We start from the raw sequence: 16,457 nt of genomic DNA, 5'->3' as shown, positions 1-16,457 counted from the left end.
GTCTCGCGGTTCCTTCCCCCGGCCGGTTCTCAGCCGGCCAGTTCGGCGAGGGCGGCGGCGAACACCTCGGTGTGGGTGTCGACGTCCCGCTCGGTGGTGTCCGGGCACATCAGCGCCATGTTGTGGAACGGGGTGAGCAGGATGCCCCGGTTGGCGAGGTAGAGGTGCAGGAAGTCCTCCAGCTCCGGGTCGGAGGCCGCCGCGGACTCGGTGCCGGTGCGCGGGGCCGGGGAGGTGAAACGGTACTCGGTGCGGGCTCCGAGCCGGCTGACCGACCAGGGCAGCCCGTGCGCCCGGATGCCGGCCAGGACGCCCGCCTCGAAGCGCTCGGCGAGGGTGCCCATCCGGGCGAACGCCTCGTCGGTCAGCACGTGTTCGAGGGTGGCCCGGGTGGCCGCGACGGACAGGGCGTTGCCGGCGAGGGTGCCGCCGACGCCGCCCATGTCGACGAGGTCCAGGTCACCGCGGGCCAGCAGCCGCTCGGCGAGTTCGGCGGAGAGCCCGTAGGCGCCGGCCGGGATGCCGCCGCCGATCGCCTTGCCGATGGTGAGCAGGTCGGGTGCCAGGTCCCAGGCGCCGGTGCAGCCGCCGGGGCCGGCGGAGAAGGTGTGCGTCTCGTCGTTGATGAGCAGGGTGCCGTACTGCCTGGTCAGTTCGCGGACGCCCGTGAGGTAGCCGGGTTCGGGCAGCACGATGCCGATGTTGGTGAGGGCGGGCTCCATCAGCACGGCGGCGACGTCACCGTGGGCCAGCTCCCGCTCCAGGCCGGCGAGGTCGTTGAACTCGGCGACCCTGCTGGTCAGCGTCACGTCGCAGGGTGCGCCGACGTTGCCGGGGCGGGGCAGCCCGGAGCCGTCGGGGCCGGTGACGATGAGCGACTCGTCCACGCTGCCGTGGTAGCAGTAGCTGTTGACCAGGATCTTCGGCCGTCCGGTGACGGCGCGGGCGAGCCGGATCGCCCAGCGGTTGGCGTCGGTCGCGGTGAGCGAGAAGCTCCAGCGTGCCTGCCCGAACCGGCGGGTCAGTTCGGCGCCGACCCACTCGGCGTCCTCGGTGGGCAGCATGGCGGTGGCCCCGCCCAGTTCGGCGTACCGCCGGTGGACCGCCTCCGTGACGGGCGCGGGCGAGTGGCCGGCCATCGCGCCCGTGTCGCCGAGGCAGAAGTCGATGTACGTGTGGCCGTCGACGTCGGTGACGCGGGCGCCGCGGGCCTCGGCCAGGTAGCGCGGGAAGCCGCCGGCGGTCTTGTTCATCCAGGTCATCGGCACCCGGCCGAAGAGGTGCTCGGCGCGTGCGTAGGCCGCCCGGGAGCGCGGGTTCCGGCGTTCGGCCTCGGCGCTCTCGCGGGCGAGGAGGGCGTGCAGACGCGTGCGGTCCATGAGACACCTCGACGGGGATGGCGACGGGATGTCGTGAGACTACGGCGGAAAAGTGGACGTCAGCAATACCTCGCGCTCGATTCGATTGTCTGAACAGCGGAATCGAGCGTCCTCGTGGTGATCGGCCACGGACGGGTGACGCGCGCCTTCCCTCAACTGACGAACCGGTACGCGGAGTTCGAACGTCCCGGCTTAAACGCCAGGGTTCGCCACCCCTTCCGCCAGGTAGAAATATCTACAACGATGCATATGCCGGGTTGGCGTGCGGAAGCGCGAAGTGCCCGGTCACGGCCGTTCCCTGCGCTCGGGCAGGCGAACGAGTGACACCCGGAGCTGTGCATGACGAACACGATGTGGATGCGGGGCGTGGAGTGGCTGGCGGCGGCGTCGGCCGACCCGCGCGCCTGCAAATGGGAATGGGACCACGGCGACGGCTTCGCGTTGCTGGAGGCGGGCCGATTCTGGGACGTGCTGAGCGTCCCCGAGCGGCTGGGACTGCTCACCCTGGACCTGCTGTGGCGGCCGGCGCTGCCGGTGCCGGGGCCGACACTGGTGGACACGGCGGCGGGCCGGGTCGGCTTCTTCCTGCCGCCGGACCCGTCGGGGGGCTGGGTGGGCGCCGGGCTGCGCTACGCGACCAAGGGCTCCTGGGTCGCCGTACCGCCGCCGTACCGGCCCGCCCGCTCCCTGGAGTGGCTCGTCCCGCCCGACGGCGCCGGCACGCTCCATGCGCCCGGCCCGCTGGAGGACGCGTTGCAGCAGGCCAACGGCACGCTGGCGGTGCTCGCGCCGCTGTGCGGGCGGTAGCCGGTCAGAGGTGCCCGGGCTCGCGCCGGGCGTCGACGGGGAGGCCGGAGAGGACGGACCACAGCCCGTCGGGCTCCGCCGGGACGGTCCGCCCCTGCGCCCGCCACTCAGCGACGAGCCCGGCGTAGATCGGCTCCCGGGTGCGGTCCACCCGGTGCAGCCCGCGCATCCGGTCGAGGCGCTCCATCCGGTCCATCCAGTCCAAGCGGTTCATGCCGGGGCAACGTCCGGGACCCGCGACCGGTACGCCCCGCACCGCCCGCTCACCGAGTCGGGTGAGGCCATCGCCCGAACGAGGCGTTCCGCCTGTCGGACAAGCATGTCGCTCCGCTCGGAGGACGGCCCTGTGGCGCCGGCCCCGGTCGGTGCCCTCCGGCCGCCGCGCGCCGGGTGCGTCCCGCTCCTATGCTGGGAAGGTCCTGCCGGAAAGGGCCTGCTCGAAGGCCTGCCGGAACGCTCCTGCGGGCAAGGTCCGGGCTCCGACGTCCGCCCCGCGCACGGTCGCCTCTCACGTGCTTGGAGTCAGCCATGTCGCCTACGTCCGCACGCCTGCGCCGGGGGGCGATGGTCGCCGTACTGGCCGGCACGCTGCTCGCGCCGGTCGCGGCGGGAGCGGCACCGGCCGCCGCACCGGCCGCGTTCGCCGCCGGCCCGCCCGGTCCGTCGCCGTCGGAGCCGGACGTCCACCGCCTCTCGACCGACGTGGCACGCCAACTCGACGCGTCCGTGCGGCGGGTGATGCGCGAGGCGAACGTGCCGGGCGTGACCGTCGGCATCTGGACGCCGGGACAGCCCGGTTACGTCCGTTCGTTCGGCGTCGCCGACAAGGCGTCCGGCCGGAGGATGACCCCGGACCTGTACACGCGCATCGGCAGCGAGACCAAGACGTTCACCGTGACGGCGCTGCTGCAACTGGTGGACCAGGGGAAGGTCGGCCTCGACGACACGATCGACAAGTACGTCGACGACGTACCGAACGGACACAGGATCACCCTGCGCCAGCTGGCCGGCATGCGCAGCGGGCTGTTCAACTACTCCGAGGACGACGACTTCTTCAAGGCGCTCACCTCCGACCCCCGGCGCCCCTTCACCCCGCAGCAGCTGCTCGCCTACTCCTTCCGGCACCCGGTGCTGTTCCAGCCCGGCCGGAAGTTCTCCTACTGCAACACCAACCTGATCCTGCTCGGTCTGGTCGTGGAGAAGAAGAGCGGTCAGCGGCTCGGGGACTACCTCCGTGAGCACATCCTCGACCCGGCCGGCATGAGGGACACGTCCCTGCCGAGCGGCAGCCGGTTCCCCCGCCCGCACGCACAGGGCTACACCGACCAGACGGCGAACGGCAAGGTCGCCGAGACCGCCGGGTGGAACCCGTCCTGGGGCTGGGCGGCCGGGGCGATGTACTCCACCCTGGACGATCTGCGCGTCTGGGCGCCCACGGTGGCGACCGGCGAACTGCCCGACGGCAAGCGGCTGATCAGCCGCGCCGCGCAGCGGCAGCGCCTCATCACGCCGGCGACGCCGATCCCGGGTGTCGGGTACGGGCTGGGCATCTTCGACGTGCACGGCTGGATCGGCCACAACGGCTCGCTGCCCGGCTACGAGTCGCTGACCGTCTACCTCCCGGCGACGCGGACGACCCTCGTGGTGGTCCTGAACACCGACATCGACCACGACGGCCAGGAACCCAGCACGCTGTTCGGCCAGGCGATCACCCGCATCATCTCCCCCCGGCACGTGTTCGACCTGCCGGCCGAGCCGGCGGCCAGGTGAGGTGCCGATTCGGCCAGTTTTCGGGCGGTTCGGGCCCGCACGGGGTGCACACGGCCGCTGACGCGGTGTACTGGACGGGGACCGACTCGCGAGAGGCCGACCGTCTGGAGACCGTCGTGACCGTCACCGTTCGTACCGCCCTGGACCCCTTCGGCTCCGACCTCGTGGCCGAGGCCGCCCGGCTGCGCGCTCTCGGCCCCGTCGTCCCCGTGGCACTGCCCGGCGGCATCCCCGCCTGGGCGCCCACGGGTTACGACGCCCTCCGGGAGCTGATCCTCGACCCCCGCGTCAGCAAGGACGCGCGTCTGCACTGGCGGCTGTGGCCGGAGGTGGACCGGCACCCGTCCTGGCACTGGATGGCGAACTGGGTGGGCGTCGTCAACATGCTCTCCACCTACGGCGCCGACCACACCCGGCTGCGCAAGCTGGTGGCGCCGAGCTTCACCCGCCGGCGCACCGAGGCGATGCGCCCCCGCGTGGCCGCCCTGACGGCCGAGTTGCTGGCCGCGCTGGAGACCGAGGGAGCCGGGGGCCGCACGGTCGATCTGCGTTCCGGGTTCGCGCATCCCCTGCCGATGCGGATGATCTGCGAACTCCTGGGTGTGCCGGAGGAGTTACGGCCCGGTGCGGCCCGTCTCATCGCCGACGTCATGGACACCTCCGACCCGGGCCCCGAGTTCGCGGCATCGGTGCACGAGCGGATCGGCACGGTGCTGGGGGCGCTGATCGAGCACCGGCGGGCGCACCCCGGCGACGACATCACCACGGAGCTGATCCGGGTGCGGGACGAGGACGGCGACCGGCTCTCGGACGAGGAGTTGCTGCACACCCTGCTGCTGGTGGTCGGCGCGGGGTTCGAGACCACCGTCAACCTCATCGGCAACGCCGCGGTCGCGCTGCTCACCGGCCCGGAGCAACTGGCGGCGGTGCGCGCGGGAGCGGTGGGCTGGGAGGCGGTGGTCGAGGAGACGCTGCGGGTGTATCCGTCCATCGCCGCGCTGCCGCTGCGGTTCGCGGTGACGGAGCTGACGGTGGGGGGCGTGACGATCCCGGCGGGGGACGCGATCATCACGACGTACGCCGCCGCGGGCCTGGACCCGGCGCACTACGGTCCCGACGCGGCCGTCTTCGACGCGGCCCGGGCGGCCGAGGACCATCTGGCGTTCGGTATCGGCGTGCACCGCTGCGTCGGCGCTCCGCTGGCCCGCCTGGAGGCACTGACCGCGCTGCCCGCCCTGTTCTCCCGCTTCCCGGCGATGCGGCTGGCCGTCCCGGCCGGCGAACTGCGCCACGTGCCGTCGTTCATCGCCCATGGCTGGCAGGAGATCCCGGTACGGCTGGAGGGCTGAGGTCCGTCCCGGTCCGGGCCGTGGAGGCAGGTGCCGGCGGAGAAGGCTCCGCCGGCGGCCGGGGGGGGGATCGGCCGCCGGCGGAGACGCCGCGCCCGGGGCGGGGGGAGTGCCCTGGGCGGCTCAGAGGTCGGATGCCCGGGAATCCGGGCCGTACACCGGAGAAATCAAGCCGATTCGAGCGACGGCGGCAGATAGCGCGACGGGACGGGTAATGCCTGGCCAGGGGGGTGTGACAAGGGGCATGACCAGGCGGGTCAGTGCTTATTTTCAGCCAACCCGGTCGGCACGCCCCGCACTCCCCTCACTCCGTCTCGGCTGTCGCCCCTCCCCGCGGCCCCGCCGCCGCGAGCGCCGCGCCCAGGAGGCAGAGGCTCGGTGCGCAGGGTGGCGCCGACGCGGGCGCCGATGACGGAGACCAGCACGGAGGTGCCGAGGGCGGCGCCGAGCGGGGAGGCGACGAGCGAGGCGAGACTCAACGGCAGGGTGCGCACGCCCGCCTGAGCACCATGTCAAACAGGTAGGAGGTCATAGGTATCCCGGGCGGGGGCTGCCGCTGCGCGCCTCGCCGCTTCGGACGGCATAAGCTCGGCGGATGGCGAAGTACTTCGACGTGCACCCCGACAACCCGCAGCCGCGCAGCATCGGCCAGATCGCCGACGCGGTCCGTTCGGGCGCGCTCATCGCATACCCGACCGACTCCTGCTACGCGCTCGGCTGCCGGCTGGGCAGCCGGGACGGCATGGACCGGATCCGCTCCATCCGCCGGCTGGACGACCGGCACCACTTCACGCTGATGTGCCGGGACTTCGCGCAGCTCGGCCAGTTCGTCCGGGTGGACAACGACGTGTTCCGGGCCGTGAAGGCGTCGACGCCGGGCAGCTACACCTTCATCCTGCCGGCCACCCGGGAGGTGCCGCGCATGCTCCAGCACCCGAAGAAGAAGACCGTGGGCGTGCGCATCCCCGACCACGTGGTCACCCAGGCGCTCCTCGAGGAGCTGGGCGAGCCGCTGGTGTCGAGCACGCTGCTGCTGCCGGACGAGGACGAGCCGATGACCCAGGGCTGGGAGATCAAGGACCGGCTCGACCACGTGGTGGACGCGGTGGTCGACTCCGGGGACTGCGGCACCGAGCCGACGACGGTGGTCGACTTCTCCGGCGGCGAGGCGGAGATCGTCCGGCGGGGCGCGGGGGACACCGACCGCTTCGAGTGAACGGCCGGGACACCGGCCGACCCCGGTAGCAAACGGGCCACCGACCGACCCCCGGTAGCAGACGGGCCACCGCGGCCACTCCGGGCGGCAACCGGGACGCCGGGAACACCGGCCGCCCCGGACCGGCGGACAGGACGCCGGAAACCCCGGCCTCTTCGGTGACCAGGCCGGATGCCGGGTGCGGTCGCCCGCGGGGCGCGTGGCAGCATGGCCGTAGCCGCGGCGCCGGGCAGGCATCCGCCGCCCGCCGCCCATCCCCGAGGGAGGGCCTTCTCGCGATGACCGATGTCCAGGCGACCGCCGTCGACATCCCCACCGAGGACGGCGTCGCCGACGCCTACCTCGCCCACCCGGCCGACGGCCGCCCCCGTCCGGCCGTGCTGCTCTACCAGGACGCCTACGGCCTGCGCCCGCACCTGCGGGCGATGGCCGACCGGCTCGCCGGCGCCGGTTACACGGTGCTGGTGCCGAACGTCTTCTACCGCCAGGGCCGGGCGCCGGTCGTGGAGCTGCCCGAGTTCATCGACCCGGGCGCCGACCCGACCATCTGGGAGCGGATCGGCCCGATCCTGGCCGCCCTGACCCCGGACCTGGTCAAGCGGGACTCGGACGCCTATCTGCGGTGGCTCGCCGACAGCCCGCTCACGGCCGACGGCCCGGTGGCGCTGACCGGCTACTGCATGGGCGCCCGGCTCGTCCTGTGGACCGCGGGCGCCCACCCGGACCGGGTCGCGGCGGCGGCCGGCTTCCACGGCGGGGGTCTGGCCACCGACGACCTGGACAGCCCGCACCTGGAGGCCCGCAACATCACCGCGGAGCTGTACTTCGGGCACGCCGACGAGGACCCGTCGCTGCCCCCGGAGCAGATCGCGCGCTTCGAGGAGGCCCTGACCGCAGCGGGCGTACGGCACACCTGCGAGGTGTACGCCGGGGCCGCGCACGGCTACACCCAGGCGGACACCCCCGCCTACCACCCGGAGGCCGCCGAGCGGCACTGGGCCGCGCTGCTGGACCTGCTGGAGCGCACCTTCTGACACCGGTCCCCGGCGCCCGCCCGACGGTGCGCGCCGGGCCAGGCCCGTGCCCGCCCCTTCCCGCCCACGCCTTTCCCGCCCACGCCCCTCCCGCCGCCGACATTTCCTGTCCATGTCATTGACATGAACTCGCCCCGGCCGGAATCTGAGAGCGCTCTCAAAACAGGTACGGACCAATTCCGTACGACCCCGACCCCACACGGAGGTGGAGAGTGCCGCACAGGCTCAATCGCCGGGCGCTGCCCCTTACCGCCGCCACGGCGCTGCTCGGCGGGCTGCTCGCCCTCGGCGCGCCGGACCACGCCGAGGCCGCCGTCCCCGACACCATTCCCCTGAAGATCACCAACAATTCGGGCCGTTCCGAGCCCGTCTACGTCTACGACCTCGGCACCCAGCTGTCCTCGGGACGCCAGGGCTGGGCCGACGCGAACGGCGTCTTCCACGCGTGGCCGGCGGGCGGCAACCCGCCGACGCCCGCGCCGGACGCGGCGATACCCGGTCCGGCCGCCGGCCAGTCCAAGACGATCCGCATCCCGAAGTTCTCCGGCCGGATCTACTTCTCCTACGGCCAGAAGCTGGACTTCAGACTCACCACCGGCGGACTGGTCCAGCCGGCCGTGCAGAACCCCTCCGACCCCAACCGGAACATCCTCTTCAACTGGTCGGAGTACACGCTCAACGGCTCCGGGCTGTGGCTCAACAGCACCCAGGTGGACATGTTCTCGGCGCCGTACGCGGTGGGGGTGCAACGGGCCGACGGCAGTGTGAGCAGCACCGGGCACCTGAAGTCGGGTGGCTGGACCGGTTTCTTCAACGCGCTGCGCGGACAGCCGGGCGGCTGGTCCGGCCTGATCCAGACCCGCTCCGACGGCACCGTGCTGCGCGCGCTGTCCCCGCTGTACGGGGTGGAGACCGGCGCGCTGCCGGCGAACGTGATGGACGACTACGTCAACCGGGTCTGGCAGAAGTACACGACCTCCACGCTGACCGTCACGCCGTTCGCGGACCAGCCGAACACGAAGTACTACGGCCGGGTCTCCGGGAACGTCATGAACTTCACGAACACCTCCGGTGCGGTCGTCACCAGCTTCCAGAAGCCGGACGCGGCGAGCATCTTCGGCTGCCACAAGCTGCTGGACGCGCCCAACGACAACATCCGCGGGCCCATCTCCCGTACGCTGTGCGCCGGTTTCAACCGGTCGACGCTCCTGGTGAACCCCAACCAGCCGGACACCACGACGGCGAACTTCTACCAGGACACGGTGACCAACCACTACGCGCGCAAGATCCACGCGCAGATGGCCGACGGGAAGGCGTACGCGTTCGCCTTCGACGACGTCGGCAACCAGGAGTCCCTGGTGCACGACGGCGGACCGCAGCAGGCGTACCTGACGCTGGATCCGCTCAGCTGACACGGCACGGTCCCGCACCCCGGGGAAACGGGGTGCGGGACCGCGGCGTTGTCGAGTGCTCAGCCGGTCGTCAGGGCCGTGTCGTCCACGACGAAGCTGGTCTGCAGCGAGGAGTCCTCCACGCCGTTGAACTTCAGCGTGACCGTCGAGCCCGCCAGCGAGGACAGGTCGAAGGTCTTCTGGCTGTAGCCGGAGGCCGCGTTGAGGTTCGAGTAGGTGGCGAGGGTCTTCGAACCGGCGGTCACCGTCAGCTTGTCGTACTGGGTGCTGGTGGTGGTCTCGGCGGTGTCGACGTGCAGGTAGAAGGTCAGGGTCGCCTTGCAGCCCGCCGGGATCGTCACCGACTGGGACACCGTGTCGGTGTGCGAGGAGCCGTACCCGTCCAGCCAGGCCTTGTACGAGCCGCCGTGGGCCGCCTCGCCGCTGTCGGTGGTGATGACGCCGCTGGTCGCGGTCCAGCCGGTGCCGCCCGACTCGAAACCGGGGTTGCTCAGCAGCTGCGTGGAGGTGCAGCCGCCGCCGGTCGTGCTGACCGTCCAGCCGAAGGTGGCGGTGCCGGTCGCGCCGGTGGAGTCCTTCACCGTGACGATGGTGCTGGAGGTGCCCGCCGTGGTGGGCGTGCCGGTGATCAGACCGGTCGAGCTGTTGATCGACAGGCCGGCCGGCAGACCGGAGGCGCTGTACGTCAGGGCGCCGCTGTTGGTGCTGCTCGCCTGGATCTGCAGGCTCACGGCGGTGCCGACGGTGGACGACTGGCTGCCCGGGTTGGTGACCGTCACCCCGCTGCTCGGCGGGTTGATGTGACCGCCGACGTTGATGCCCGCGAAGGCGTTGCCCACGCCCGCGTACTGCGTGGAGTTGGTGCCGTAGAGCGCGGCCGCGGCGTTCAGGGCGGCGGTGCGGGCGCCGGCGTAGTCGGTGCTGGACGTCATGTAGGACGTCAGCGCCTTGTACCAGATCTTCAGCGCGGCGTCGCGGCCGATGCCGGTGACGGCGACGCCGTCGGAGGTCGGGCTGTTGTAGGTCACGCCGTTGACGACCTTGGTGCCGCTGCCCTCGGACAGCAGGTAGAACATGTGGTTCGCGGGGCCCGAGGAGTAGTGCACGTCCAGGTTGCCGACGCCGGAGTACCAGCTGTCGGCGGAGCCGCCGTCCTTGCTGGGCTTGTCCATGTACCGCAGCGGCGAGCCGTCGCCGTTGATGTCGATCTTCTCGCCGATGAGGTAGTCGCCGACGTCCTTGGAGTTGTTCGCGTAGAACTCCACACCGGTGCCGAAGATGTCGGAGGTCGCCTCGTTCAGGCCGCCCGACTCACCGCTGTACTCCAGTCCCGCGGTGTTGGAGGTGACGCCGTGGCTCATCTCGTGGCCGGCGACGTCCAGCGAGGTCAGGGCGTGGGTGTTGCCCGAGCCGTCGCCGTAGGTCATGCAGAAGCAGCTGTCGTCCCAGAAGGCGTTGACGTAGCCGCTGCTGTAGTGGACGCGGCTGTAGGCGGCGACGCCGTCGTTGCGGATGCCGCTGCGGCCGAAGGTGTTCTTGTAGAAGTCCCAGGTCTCCTGCGCGCCGTAGGCGGCGTCGGCGCCCGCGGTCTGCGTGTTGGAGCCGGTTCCGTCGCCCCAGACGTCGTCCGCGTCGGTCATCAGGGTGCCGGTGCCGGAGGTGCCCTTGTTGAGGCTGTACGTCCTGTGACCGCCGCGCGTGGTGTCGTACAGCTGGTACGTCGAGCCCGACAGCGTGGTGTTGAGGGTGACGGTGCCGCTGTACTGGGTGTTGCCGGTGCCGGTCTTGACCGCCTGGAACCGGTACAGCTCCTTGCCCGTGGTGGCGTCGGTGACGACGTGCAACTGGCTGGGCGTGCCGTCGTCCTGGAGGCCGCCGACCACCGTCTCCCAGGCGAGCTTCGGGGTGCCGTGGCCGGCCCAGATCACCTTGCGGGCGCTGTCGGTGGTGGGCTTCTCGGCGCGCAGGGACTTCGCGGCCTTCAGGGCCGAGGTCGCGGCGGCGGCCTTGCTGACGGTCGCGGTGGTGGAACGCACCTTGATCGTGCGCTTGTTGTTGAAGGTGGTGCTCACCGTCCCCTTGGCCAGCGAGGCGGGCGGGGTGTGCACGACGAGGTCGCCGCCGAGGACGGGCAGCCCGGCGTAGGTGCGCTCGTACCGGGTGTGCAGGGTGCCGTCGTTGTCCTTGACGACGTCCTTGACGACCAGCTTCTCCTGCGTGCCGAGGCCGAGGCTGCGGGCGGTCGTGGCGGTCTGCTGCCGGGCGCTCTTGATCAGCGCCTGGTGCTGGGCCGGGCTGAGCTCGGCCTCCAGGCCGCCGGCGCGCAGCGGGCTGGGGTGGGCCGCGGCCGGGGCGGCGGTCGCCGGAACGGCCTGGAGGCCGACGGCGAGGAAGGCCGCGGTGGAGACCAGGGCGGCTGCGACCGTGGCTCGCTTGTGGGGAAGGGGTCTGTGGGGTCTCACTCGTACTCCTCCTGCTGCGGCCGCCGGTCGGCGGCCGGTGACAGACGGGCAGAGGGGTCTGCTGCCCGGGTGAGCTGAGCTGTGCGGGACCGTGATCCGTGCTGCGGTGGGGTGGATCAGCGTGCGGCGAGAATGACACCATTGACCGAGTCATGTCACGTTCTGGCGGGTCAATCGAGGGTTTTCCCTATCGGTCCGAGGACCCGAACAGGGAGGTGGGAGGCGGGGGTTCGGCATAGGTTGGGCCGTGGCTGACTCCACGCCCTGGCTGAAAGAAGGACACGACTCATGACCGATCCGGCCACGACGCCCGAGCAGGCCGCGCTCCAGAAGATCGACACGTCCGTGCCGCACTCGGCCCGTATCTGGAACTACTGGCTCGGCGGCAAGGACAACTACCCGGTCGACGAGCAGGCGGGCGACGCGTACACCGCCGTCTTCCCCGGCATCGTCGCCATCGCCCGCGGCAGTCGCGCCTTCCTGCGCCGCAGCATCGCGTACCTCGTCTCGGAAGCGGGCATCCGGCAGTTCCTGGACATCGGTACCGGCCTGCCGACCGCCGAGAACACCCACGAGGTGGCCCAGCGGCTCGCCCCCGAGGCGCGGATCGTGTACGTCGACAACGACCCGATGGTGCTCGCCCACGCCCGGGCCCTGCTGTACTCCTCCGCCGAGGGCGCGACCGCCTACATCGACGCCGATGTGAGGGACCCGGACCGCATCCTCGCCGCCGCCGCCGAGACGCTGGACCTCACCCGGCCCACCGCGCTCATCCTGAGCAACATCCTCGGTCATGTCGCCGACCACGACCAGGCACGCTCGATCGTGGACCGGCTCATGGGCGCGCTGCCGCCGGGCAGCTACCTCGCCGTCAACGACGGGTCGCTCGGCATCGACCCGGTCTTCGAGCAGGCCCAGGAGACCTACAACAAGAGCGGTGCCGTCCCGTACAACCTGCGCACCGTCGAGGCGATCACCTCGTTCTTCGACGGCCTGGAACTCGTCGAACCCGGCGTCGTACCGGTCACCCGGTGGCGCCCGGAGCCCGGTTCGCCCGCCCCCGAGACCGTCGCCGAGCACGGGGGCCTGGCGCGGAAGCCGTGACCGCCGCGGGAACAGCGGTGACCACTCCCACGCCGGCGCCCGGCGGACCGCCGCCGTTCGGCGCCGGTGCGGGAACCCTCCTGGTCGGCACGTGCGTTGGGTCGGACCCCGGCAGCCCGCTTCCGGCCGGCGCGTTGTTACCGTGCACCGCGTGTCTGACTCCTCACGCGATACCGCACAGGGCGCCGGCTGGGGCGCGGCCGAACCCGGCACCTACAAACAGCTGATGCCCGGCCACGTCGAGAAGCTGTCGTGGCTGAACCCCCGGATCCTGTGGGCCGCCCGCAACGGCGTGCTGGCGTCCTGGTTCGGGGACCCGACCGGCCGTACCCGCAGCCGCTGGGTGGCCCGGCGCGCGGCGACGGGGGCGCCCGCCGACAAGGTGATCCGGCGGGAGGTGCCGGAGCGGTTCTCCTTCATGGTGATAGGGGACACCGGCGAAGGTGACGACTCCCAGTACGCCGTCGTCCCGGGCTTCCTGAAGGAGAGCCGGGGCACCGACTTCGCGGTGATCGCCAGCGACGTCATCTACCCCGTCGGCGCCGCCGACGACTACGGCGACAAGTTCTTCCGTCCCTACCAGGACTATCCCGCGCCGATCTACGCCATTCCGGGCAACCACGACTGGTACGAGGACCTCGGCGCCTTCATGCGCGTCTTCTGCGCCGACACCCCGCCGCTCGACCCGGAGCCCCGGCCGCGTCCGCTCACCGCCGCCTGGTGGCGCTCCCTGCTGTGGCACCGGCCGCGCCCCACCGACGGACGACGGCTCGCGGAGGCACGGAAGCTGCGCGCGGCGCCGGGGCAGCAGGCCGAACAGCCCGGCCCGTACTGGGCGATCGACGCGGGCCCGGTGCGGATCGTCGGGATCGACACCGGCCTGCTGGGCACGGTCGACGCCGAACAGGGCGCCTGGCTGCGGGAGGTGTCGACGGGTCCCCGGCCGAAGATCCTGGTCACCGGGTCGCCGCTGTACGTCGACGGCGAGTACCACCCCTGCCCCATCGAGGGGGGCGGCACGGTGGACGACATCGTCCGGGCCCCCGAGCACCACTACGTGGCCGCGATCGGCGGCGACATCCACAACTACCAGCGCTACCCGGTCGACGTCGACGGCCGCACCGTCCAGTACGTCGTCGCGGGCGGCGGCGGCGCGTTCACGCACGCCACGCACACCATCCCGCGGGTGTCGGTCGGCGGCGTCACCGAACGCGAGTTCCGCTGCTACCCGCTGCGCGGCGACTCGCTCGCCTTCTACAGCCGGCTCTACGGCCGCCGGCTCCGGCTGCGCCGCTTCTTCACCCTGACCGAGGCGCAGGCGACGGCCGTGATCGCCGAACGCCTCGGCATCGAGCCGACCCGCGCGCCCGCCCCGGGCACCCGGGTCACCCGCCGGGTCCGCCTGGTCGCGGGGCTGCTCGGGGCCGGCCGCCGCCCGGACCGTCCCGCCCGGTTCCGGCTGCCCGTGCGGAAGATCTACACCCGGTTGTTCTCGCCGTCGTCCACCACGTACAGCCCGCCGTTCTTCAAGTGCTTCCTGCGGCTGGACGTGGGCCCGGACGCGGTGCGGCTGCGCTGTTTCGCCGCGACCGGCAACCGCGCGCAGGAACTCGATCCGCCGGTCGAGGACGAGGTCGTCATCCCGCTGAAGTGATCACACGGTTGTCACACTCACCTGCGAGAATCGGGGCGGAGCCGACGTACGACCGCTGGAGGAGCCGTGCCGTCCACCCCTCGCCCGCTGCGCAGACTGGGTTTCCTCACCATCGGCCTGTTCGACGCGGCGGACCCGGCCCGGGGACACGAGTCCACGCTGGAGATCATCGAGCTGGGCGAGCGGCTGGGCTTCGACAGCGCCTGGGTCCGCCACCGGCATCTCCAGTACGGCATCTCGTCCCCGGTCGCCGTCCTGGCCGCCGCCTCGCAGCGCACCCGCCGGATCGAGCTGGGCACGGCGGTGATCCCGCTCGGCTGGGAGAACCCGCTGCGGCTCGCCGAGGACCTGGCGACGGTCGACATCCTGTCCGGCGGCCGCCTGAACCCGGGCGTCAGCGTGGGCCCGCCGATGCACTACGCGCAGGTCAAGGACGCCCTCTACCCGGACACCGCCGACGCGGAGGACTTCGGGTACGAGCGCGTACGGCGGCTGCTGGACCTGGTCCGCGGCGAGCCCGCCACCGACTTCAGCGGGGTGGAGGGCTTCGAGGTGTTCAGTGACGTCGTCCAGCCGCACTCCCCCGGGCTCGGCCGGCGGCTGTGGTACGGCGGCGGCAGCCTCGGCTCGGCCCGCTGGGCCGGCGAGCACGGCATGAATTTCCTGACCAGCAGCGTCGTCAAGGCCGGGGACGGCGACGGGCCGCCGGACTTCGCGGGGATCCAGCTGTCCCACATCCGGGAGTTCCGGGCCCACCACCCCGACGGCGAGGCGGCCCGCGTCTCCCAGGGCCTGGTGGTGATCCCCACCGACTCCGCGAGCCCGGAGCAGCGCGCCAGGTACGCGGCGTACGCGGCCGAGCGCCTGCCCCGCACGGCCTCCCCGCAGGGCCCGGGGCGCCTGCTGTTCGCCCCGGACCTGGTCGGCACCTCCGAGGAGATCGCCGCACGGCTCCACGCGCACGCCGCCTTCCGTGAGGTGGACGAGGTGGCGTTCGCGCTGCCGTTCACCTTCGGTCACGAGGACTACGTCCAGATCCTGACGGACATGGCGACGAAGCTGGGTCCGGCGCTGGGCTGGCGGCCGGCGGCGGACTGATCGCCGCCTTCGCCCCGTCCCCCGCGCCGGCAGGCCGGTACGGCGGGCGCGGTGCCGGCGCAGCGGAACGCGGTGGTTCGGCCGGACGCCCGGGGCGACACCTCTCCTGCCCGAACAGGCCGGCCTCCGCCGAGTGCCACCTCCTCAGCAGCGGTACCGCCGTCGCACGGGCGCCCGCCGGCGGTCACCAGCGTCCCGGCTCCGTCCCCACGACCGCCTCGGAGGGCCTGCCGTCCACACCGACGGGCACCTCCCCCGCGAGCATCACCCGGTGCATGATCCGCGGGGCACCCACGTGCGCGTGGTCGCTCGGGGCCAGGTGCATGGTGGCCCGGTTGTCCCAGAAGGCGACGCTGCCGGGCTCCCAGCGGAAGCGCACGGTGTACTCGGGGCGGACGGCCTGCTCCAGCAGCATCTCCAGCAGGGCCGCGCTCTCCGGGCGGGAGACGCCGGTGATCCGCTCCAGGTAGTAGCCGTTGACGAACAGCACCCGCTCCCCCGTCTCGGGGTGCACCCGCACCAGCGGATGGACCGAGGCCACCTGATGGTCCAGCAGATGGCGGACGTACGCGTCGTCGCCGGACCGGGGCTGGTAGCCGACACCGAGCCGGTGCTCGGCGCGCAGCCCGTCCACGAAGGCGCGGACCGGGGCGGACAGTCCCGCGTAGGCGGCGGCCAGGTTGGCCCAGGTGGTGTCGCCGCCGTAGGGCGGGACGGTCTCGGCGCGCAGGATCGTCGCGGCCGGCGGGTCGATCCGGGCGCCGTGGTCGCAGTGCCAGCCGCGCAGCAGGGTGTGCCGCCGCCGGTCCAGCCACTCCGCGTGGTCCATGCCGAACCGGCCGCCCAGCTCCAGGCGATCCGCCGTGGTCTCCACCTCGGGGAAGCCGGCCGGCGAGACGCTGCCCCGCCGGCCCGGGACCACGGGTTCGCCGAAGCGGCGGGCGAGGGCGACATGCCCGGCGTGGTCCAGGCGCTGCCCCCGGAAGAACACCACCTTCCGGCGCAGCACGGCCTGCCGGACCAGGGCCACCACCGCGTCCTCCAGCGGCCCGGCGAGGTCCACGCCGGTGATCTCCGCGCCGATGTGCCCGGCGACCGGTGTCACCTCCACGCCCACGACGCGCTCCGTCCCGTCCCCGGCCGCCCTGTCGGTCCTCATGCGTCCTCCGGTG

General features: G+C 72.4%; 13 protein-coding genes. 9 read left to right on the top strand and 4 right to left on the bottom strand.

Annotation, left to right across the window (positions count from 1 at the left end; genetic code table 11):
• Positions 1-29: 29 nt before the first annotated feature.
• Positions 30-1,379 carry a transaminase gene (locus ABZ923_RS21635; protein ID WP_361474185.1) on the bottom strand — a complete coding sequence of 450 codons (1,350 nt, stop codon included), beginning with the start codon at positions 1,377-1,379 and terminating at the stop codon, positions 30-32.
• A gap of 339 nt (positions 1,380-1,718) precedes the next feature.
• Here ABZ923_RS21635 and ABZ923_RS21630 point away from each other — a divergent pair, with 339 nt between their 5' ends.
• On the top strand, positions 1,719-2,186 hold the full coding sequence (locus ABZ923_RS21630; RefSeq protein ID WP_361474182.1) for a hypothetical protein: 468 nt from the start codon (positions 1,719-1,721) through the stop codon (positions 2,184-2,186).
• 4 nt (positions 2,187-2,190) lie between these two features.
• Here the strand turns inward: ABZ923_RS21630 and ABZ923_RS21625 are convergent, their stop codons facing one another.
• The gene (locus tag ABZ923_RS21625; protein WP_361474179.1) at positions 2,191-2,400 is read right to left on the bottom strand and encodes a hypothetical protein; all 210 of its coding nucleotides are present in this window, start codon (positions 2,398-2,400) and stop codon (positions 2,191-2,193) included.
• Positions 2,401-2,714: 314 nt separating this feature from the next.
• Between ABZ923_RS21625 and ABZ923_RS21620 the strand changes: the two genes are divergently transcribed.
• The 5 genes from ABZ923_RS21620 to ABZ923_RS21600 all read left to right on the top strand — a co-directional run bounded on the left by ABZ923_RS21620 (position 2,715) and on the right by ABZ923_RS21600 (position 8,967).
• Positions 2,715-3,956: a serine hydrolase domain-containing protein gene (locus ABZ923_RS21620; RefSeq protein WP_361474176.1), complete on the top strand. Its 1,242-nt coding sequence runs from the start codon at positions 2,715-2,717 to the stop codon at positions 3,954-3,956.
• 116 nt (positions 3,957-4,072) lie between these two features.
• The gene (locus ABZ923_RS21615; protein ID WP_361474173.1) at positions 4,073-5,305 is read left to right on the top strand and encodes a cytochrome P450; all 1,233 of its coding nucleotides are present in this window, start codon (positions 4,073-4,075) and stop codon (positions 5,303-5,305) included.
• A 595-nt stretch (positions 5,306-5,900) separates the two neighbouring features.
• The gene (locus ABZ923_RS21610; RefSeq protein ID WP_361474170.1) at positions 5,901-6,521 is read left to right on the top strand and encodes an L-threonylcarbamoyladenylate synthase; all 621 of its coding nucleotides are present in this window, start codon (positions 5,901-5,903) and stop codon (positions 6,519-6,521) included.
• 278 nt (positions 6,522-6,799) lie between these two features.
• Positions 6,800-7,555 carry a dienelactone hydrolase family protein gene (locus ABZ923_RS21605; RefSeq protein ID WP_361474167.1) on the top strand — a complete coding sequence of 252 codons (756 nt, stop codon included), beginning with the start codon at positions 6,800-6,802 and terminating at the stop codon, positions 7,553-7,555.
• 212 nt (positions 7,556-7,767) lie between these two features.
• Positions 7,768-8,967 (top strand): glycoside hydrolase family 64 protein, encoded by a 1,200-nt coding sequence (locus ABZ923_RS21600; RefSeq protein ID WP_361474165.1) that lies wholly within the window; start codon positions 7,768-7,770, stop codon positions 8,965-8,967.
• Between the two features lie 59 nt (positions 8,968-9,026).
• Here ABZ923_RS21600 and ABZ923_RS21595 read toward each other — a convergent pair whose 3' ends face one another.
• Complete coding sequence (locus ABZ923_RS21595) at positions 9,027-11,429, bottom strand: M4 family metallopeptidase (RefSeq protein ID WP_361474162.1); 2,403 nt, start codon at positions 11,427-11,429, stop codon at positions 9,027-9,029.
• A 288-nt stretch (positions 11,430-11,717) separates the two neighbouring features.
• Here ABZ923_RS21595 and ABZ923_RS21590 point away from each other — a divergent pair, with 288 nt between their 5' ends.
• The 3 genes from ABZ923_RS21590 to ABZ923_RS21580 all read left to right on the top strand — a co-directional run bounded on the left by ABZ923_RS21590 (position 11,718) and on the right by ABZ923_RS21580 (position 15,285).
• On the top strand, positions 11,718-12,533 hold the full coding sequence (locus ABZ923_RS21590) for an SAM-dependent methyltransferase (protein WP_361474159.1): 816 nt from the start codon (positions 11,718-11,720) through the stop codon (positions 12,531-12,533).
• A gap of 151 nt (positions 12,534-12,684) precedes the next feature.
• Positions 12,685-14,187: a metallophosphoesterase gene (locus ABZ923_RS21585; RefSeq protein WP_361474156.1), complete on the top strand. Its 1,503-nt coding sequence runs from the start codon at positions 12,685-12,687 to the stop codon at positions 14,185-14,187.
• 66 nt (positions 14,188-14,253) lie between these two features.
• On the top strand, positions 14,254-15,285 hold the full coding sequence (locus ABZ923_RS21580; protein WP_361474153.1) for an LLM class flavin-dependent oxidoreductase: 1,032 nt from the start codon (positions 14,254-14,256) through the stop codon (positions 15,283-15,285).
• A 184-nt stretch (positions 15,286-15,469) separates the two neighbouring features.
• Here the strand turns inward: ABZ923_RS21580 and ABZ923_RS21575 are convergent, their stop codons facing one another.
• Positions 15,470-16,444, bottom strand: a complete 975-nt coding sequence (locus ABZ923_RS21575; RefSeq protein WP_361474151.1) for a TauD/TfdA family dioxygenase — start codon at positions 16,442-16,444, stop codon at positions 15,470-15,472.
• Between the last annotated feature and the right edge of the window lie 13 nt (positions 16,445-16,457).

Origin of the sequence: Streptomyces sp. NPDC046881 (assembly GCF_040645015.1) — a bacterium.
GTDB lineage: Bacteria > Actinomycetota > Actinomycetes > Streptomycetales > Streptomycetaceae > Streptomyces.
This window is presented reverse-complemented; position numbering and strand designations above follow the sequence as displayed.

Coding starts and splice junctions, on each gene's coding strand:
- ABZ923_RS21635 (WP_361474185.1), bottom strand. CDS start 1,379: ATGGACCGCACGCGTCTGCACGCCCTCCTCGCCCGCGAGAGCGCCGAG.
- ABZ923_RS21630 (WP_361474182.1), top strand. CDS start 1,719: ATGACGAACACGATGTGGATGCGGGGCGTGGAGTGGCTGGCGGCGGCG.
- ABZ923_RS21625 (WP_361474179.1), bottom strand. CDS start 2,400: ATGAACCGCTTGGACTGGATGGACCGGATGGAGCGCCTCGACCGGATG.
- ABZ923_RS21620 (WP_361474176.1), top strand. CDS start 2,715: ATGTCGCCTACGTCCGCACGCCTGCGCCGGGGGGCGATGGTCGCCGTA.
- ABZ923_RS21610 (WP_361474170.1), top strand. CDS start 5,901: ATGGCGAAGTACTTCGACGTGCACCCCGACAACCCGCAGCCGCGCAGC.
- ABZ923_RS21605 (WP_361474167.1), top strand. CDS start 6,800: ATGACCGATGTCCAGGCGACCGCCGTCGACATCCCCACCGAGGACGGC.
- ABZ923_RS21590 (WP_361474159.1), top strand. CDS start 11,718: ATGACCGATCCGGCCACGACGCCCGAGCAGGCCGCGCTCCAGAAGATC.
- ABZ923_RS21575 (WP_361474151.1), bottom strand. CDS start 16,444: ATGAGGACCGACAGGGCGGCCGGGGACGGGACGGAGCGCGTCGTGGGC.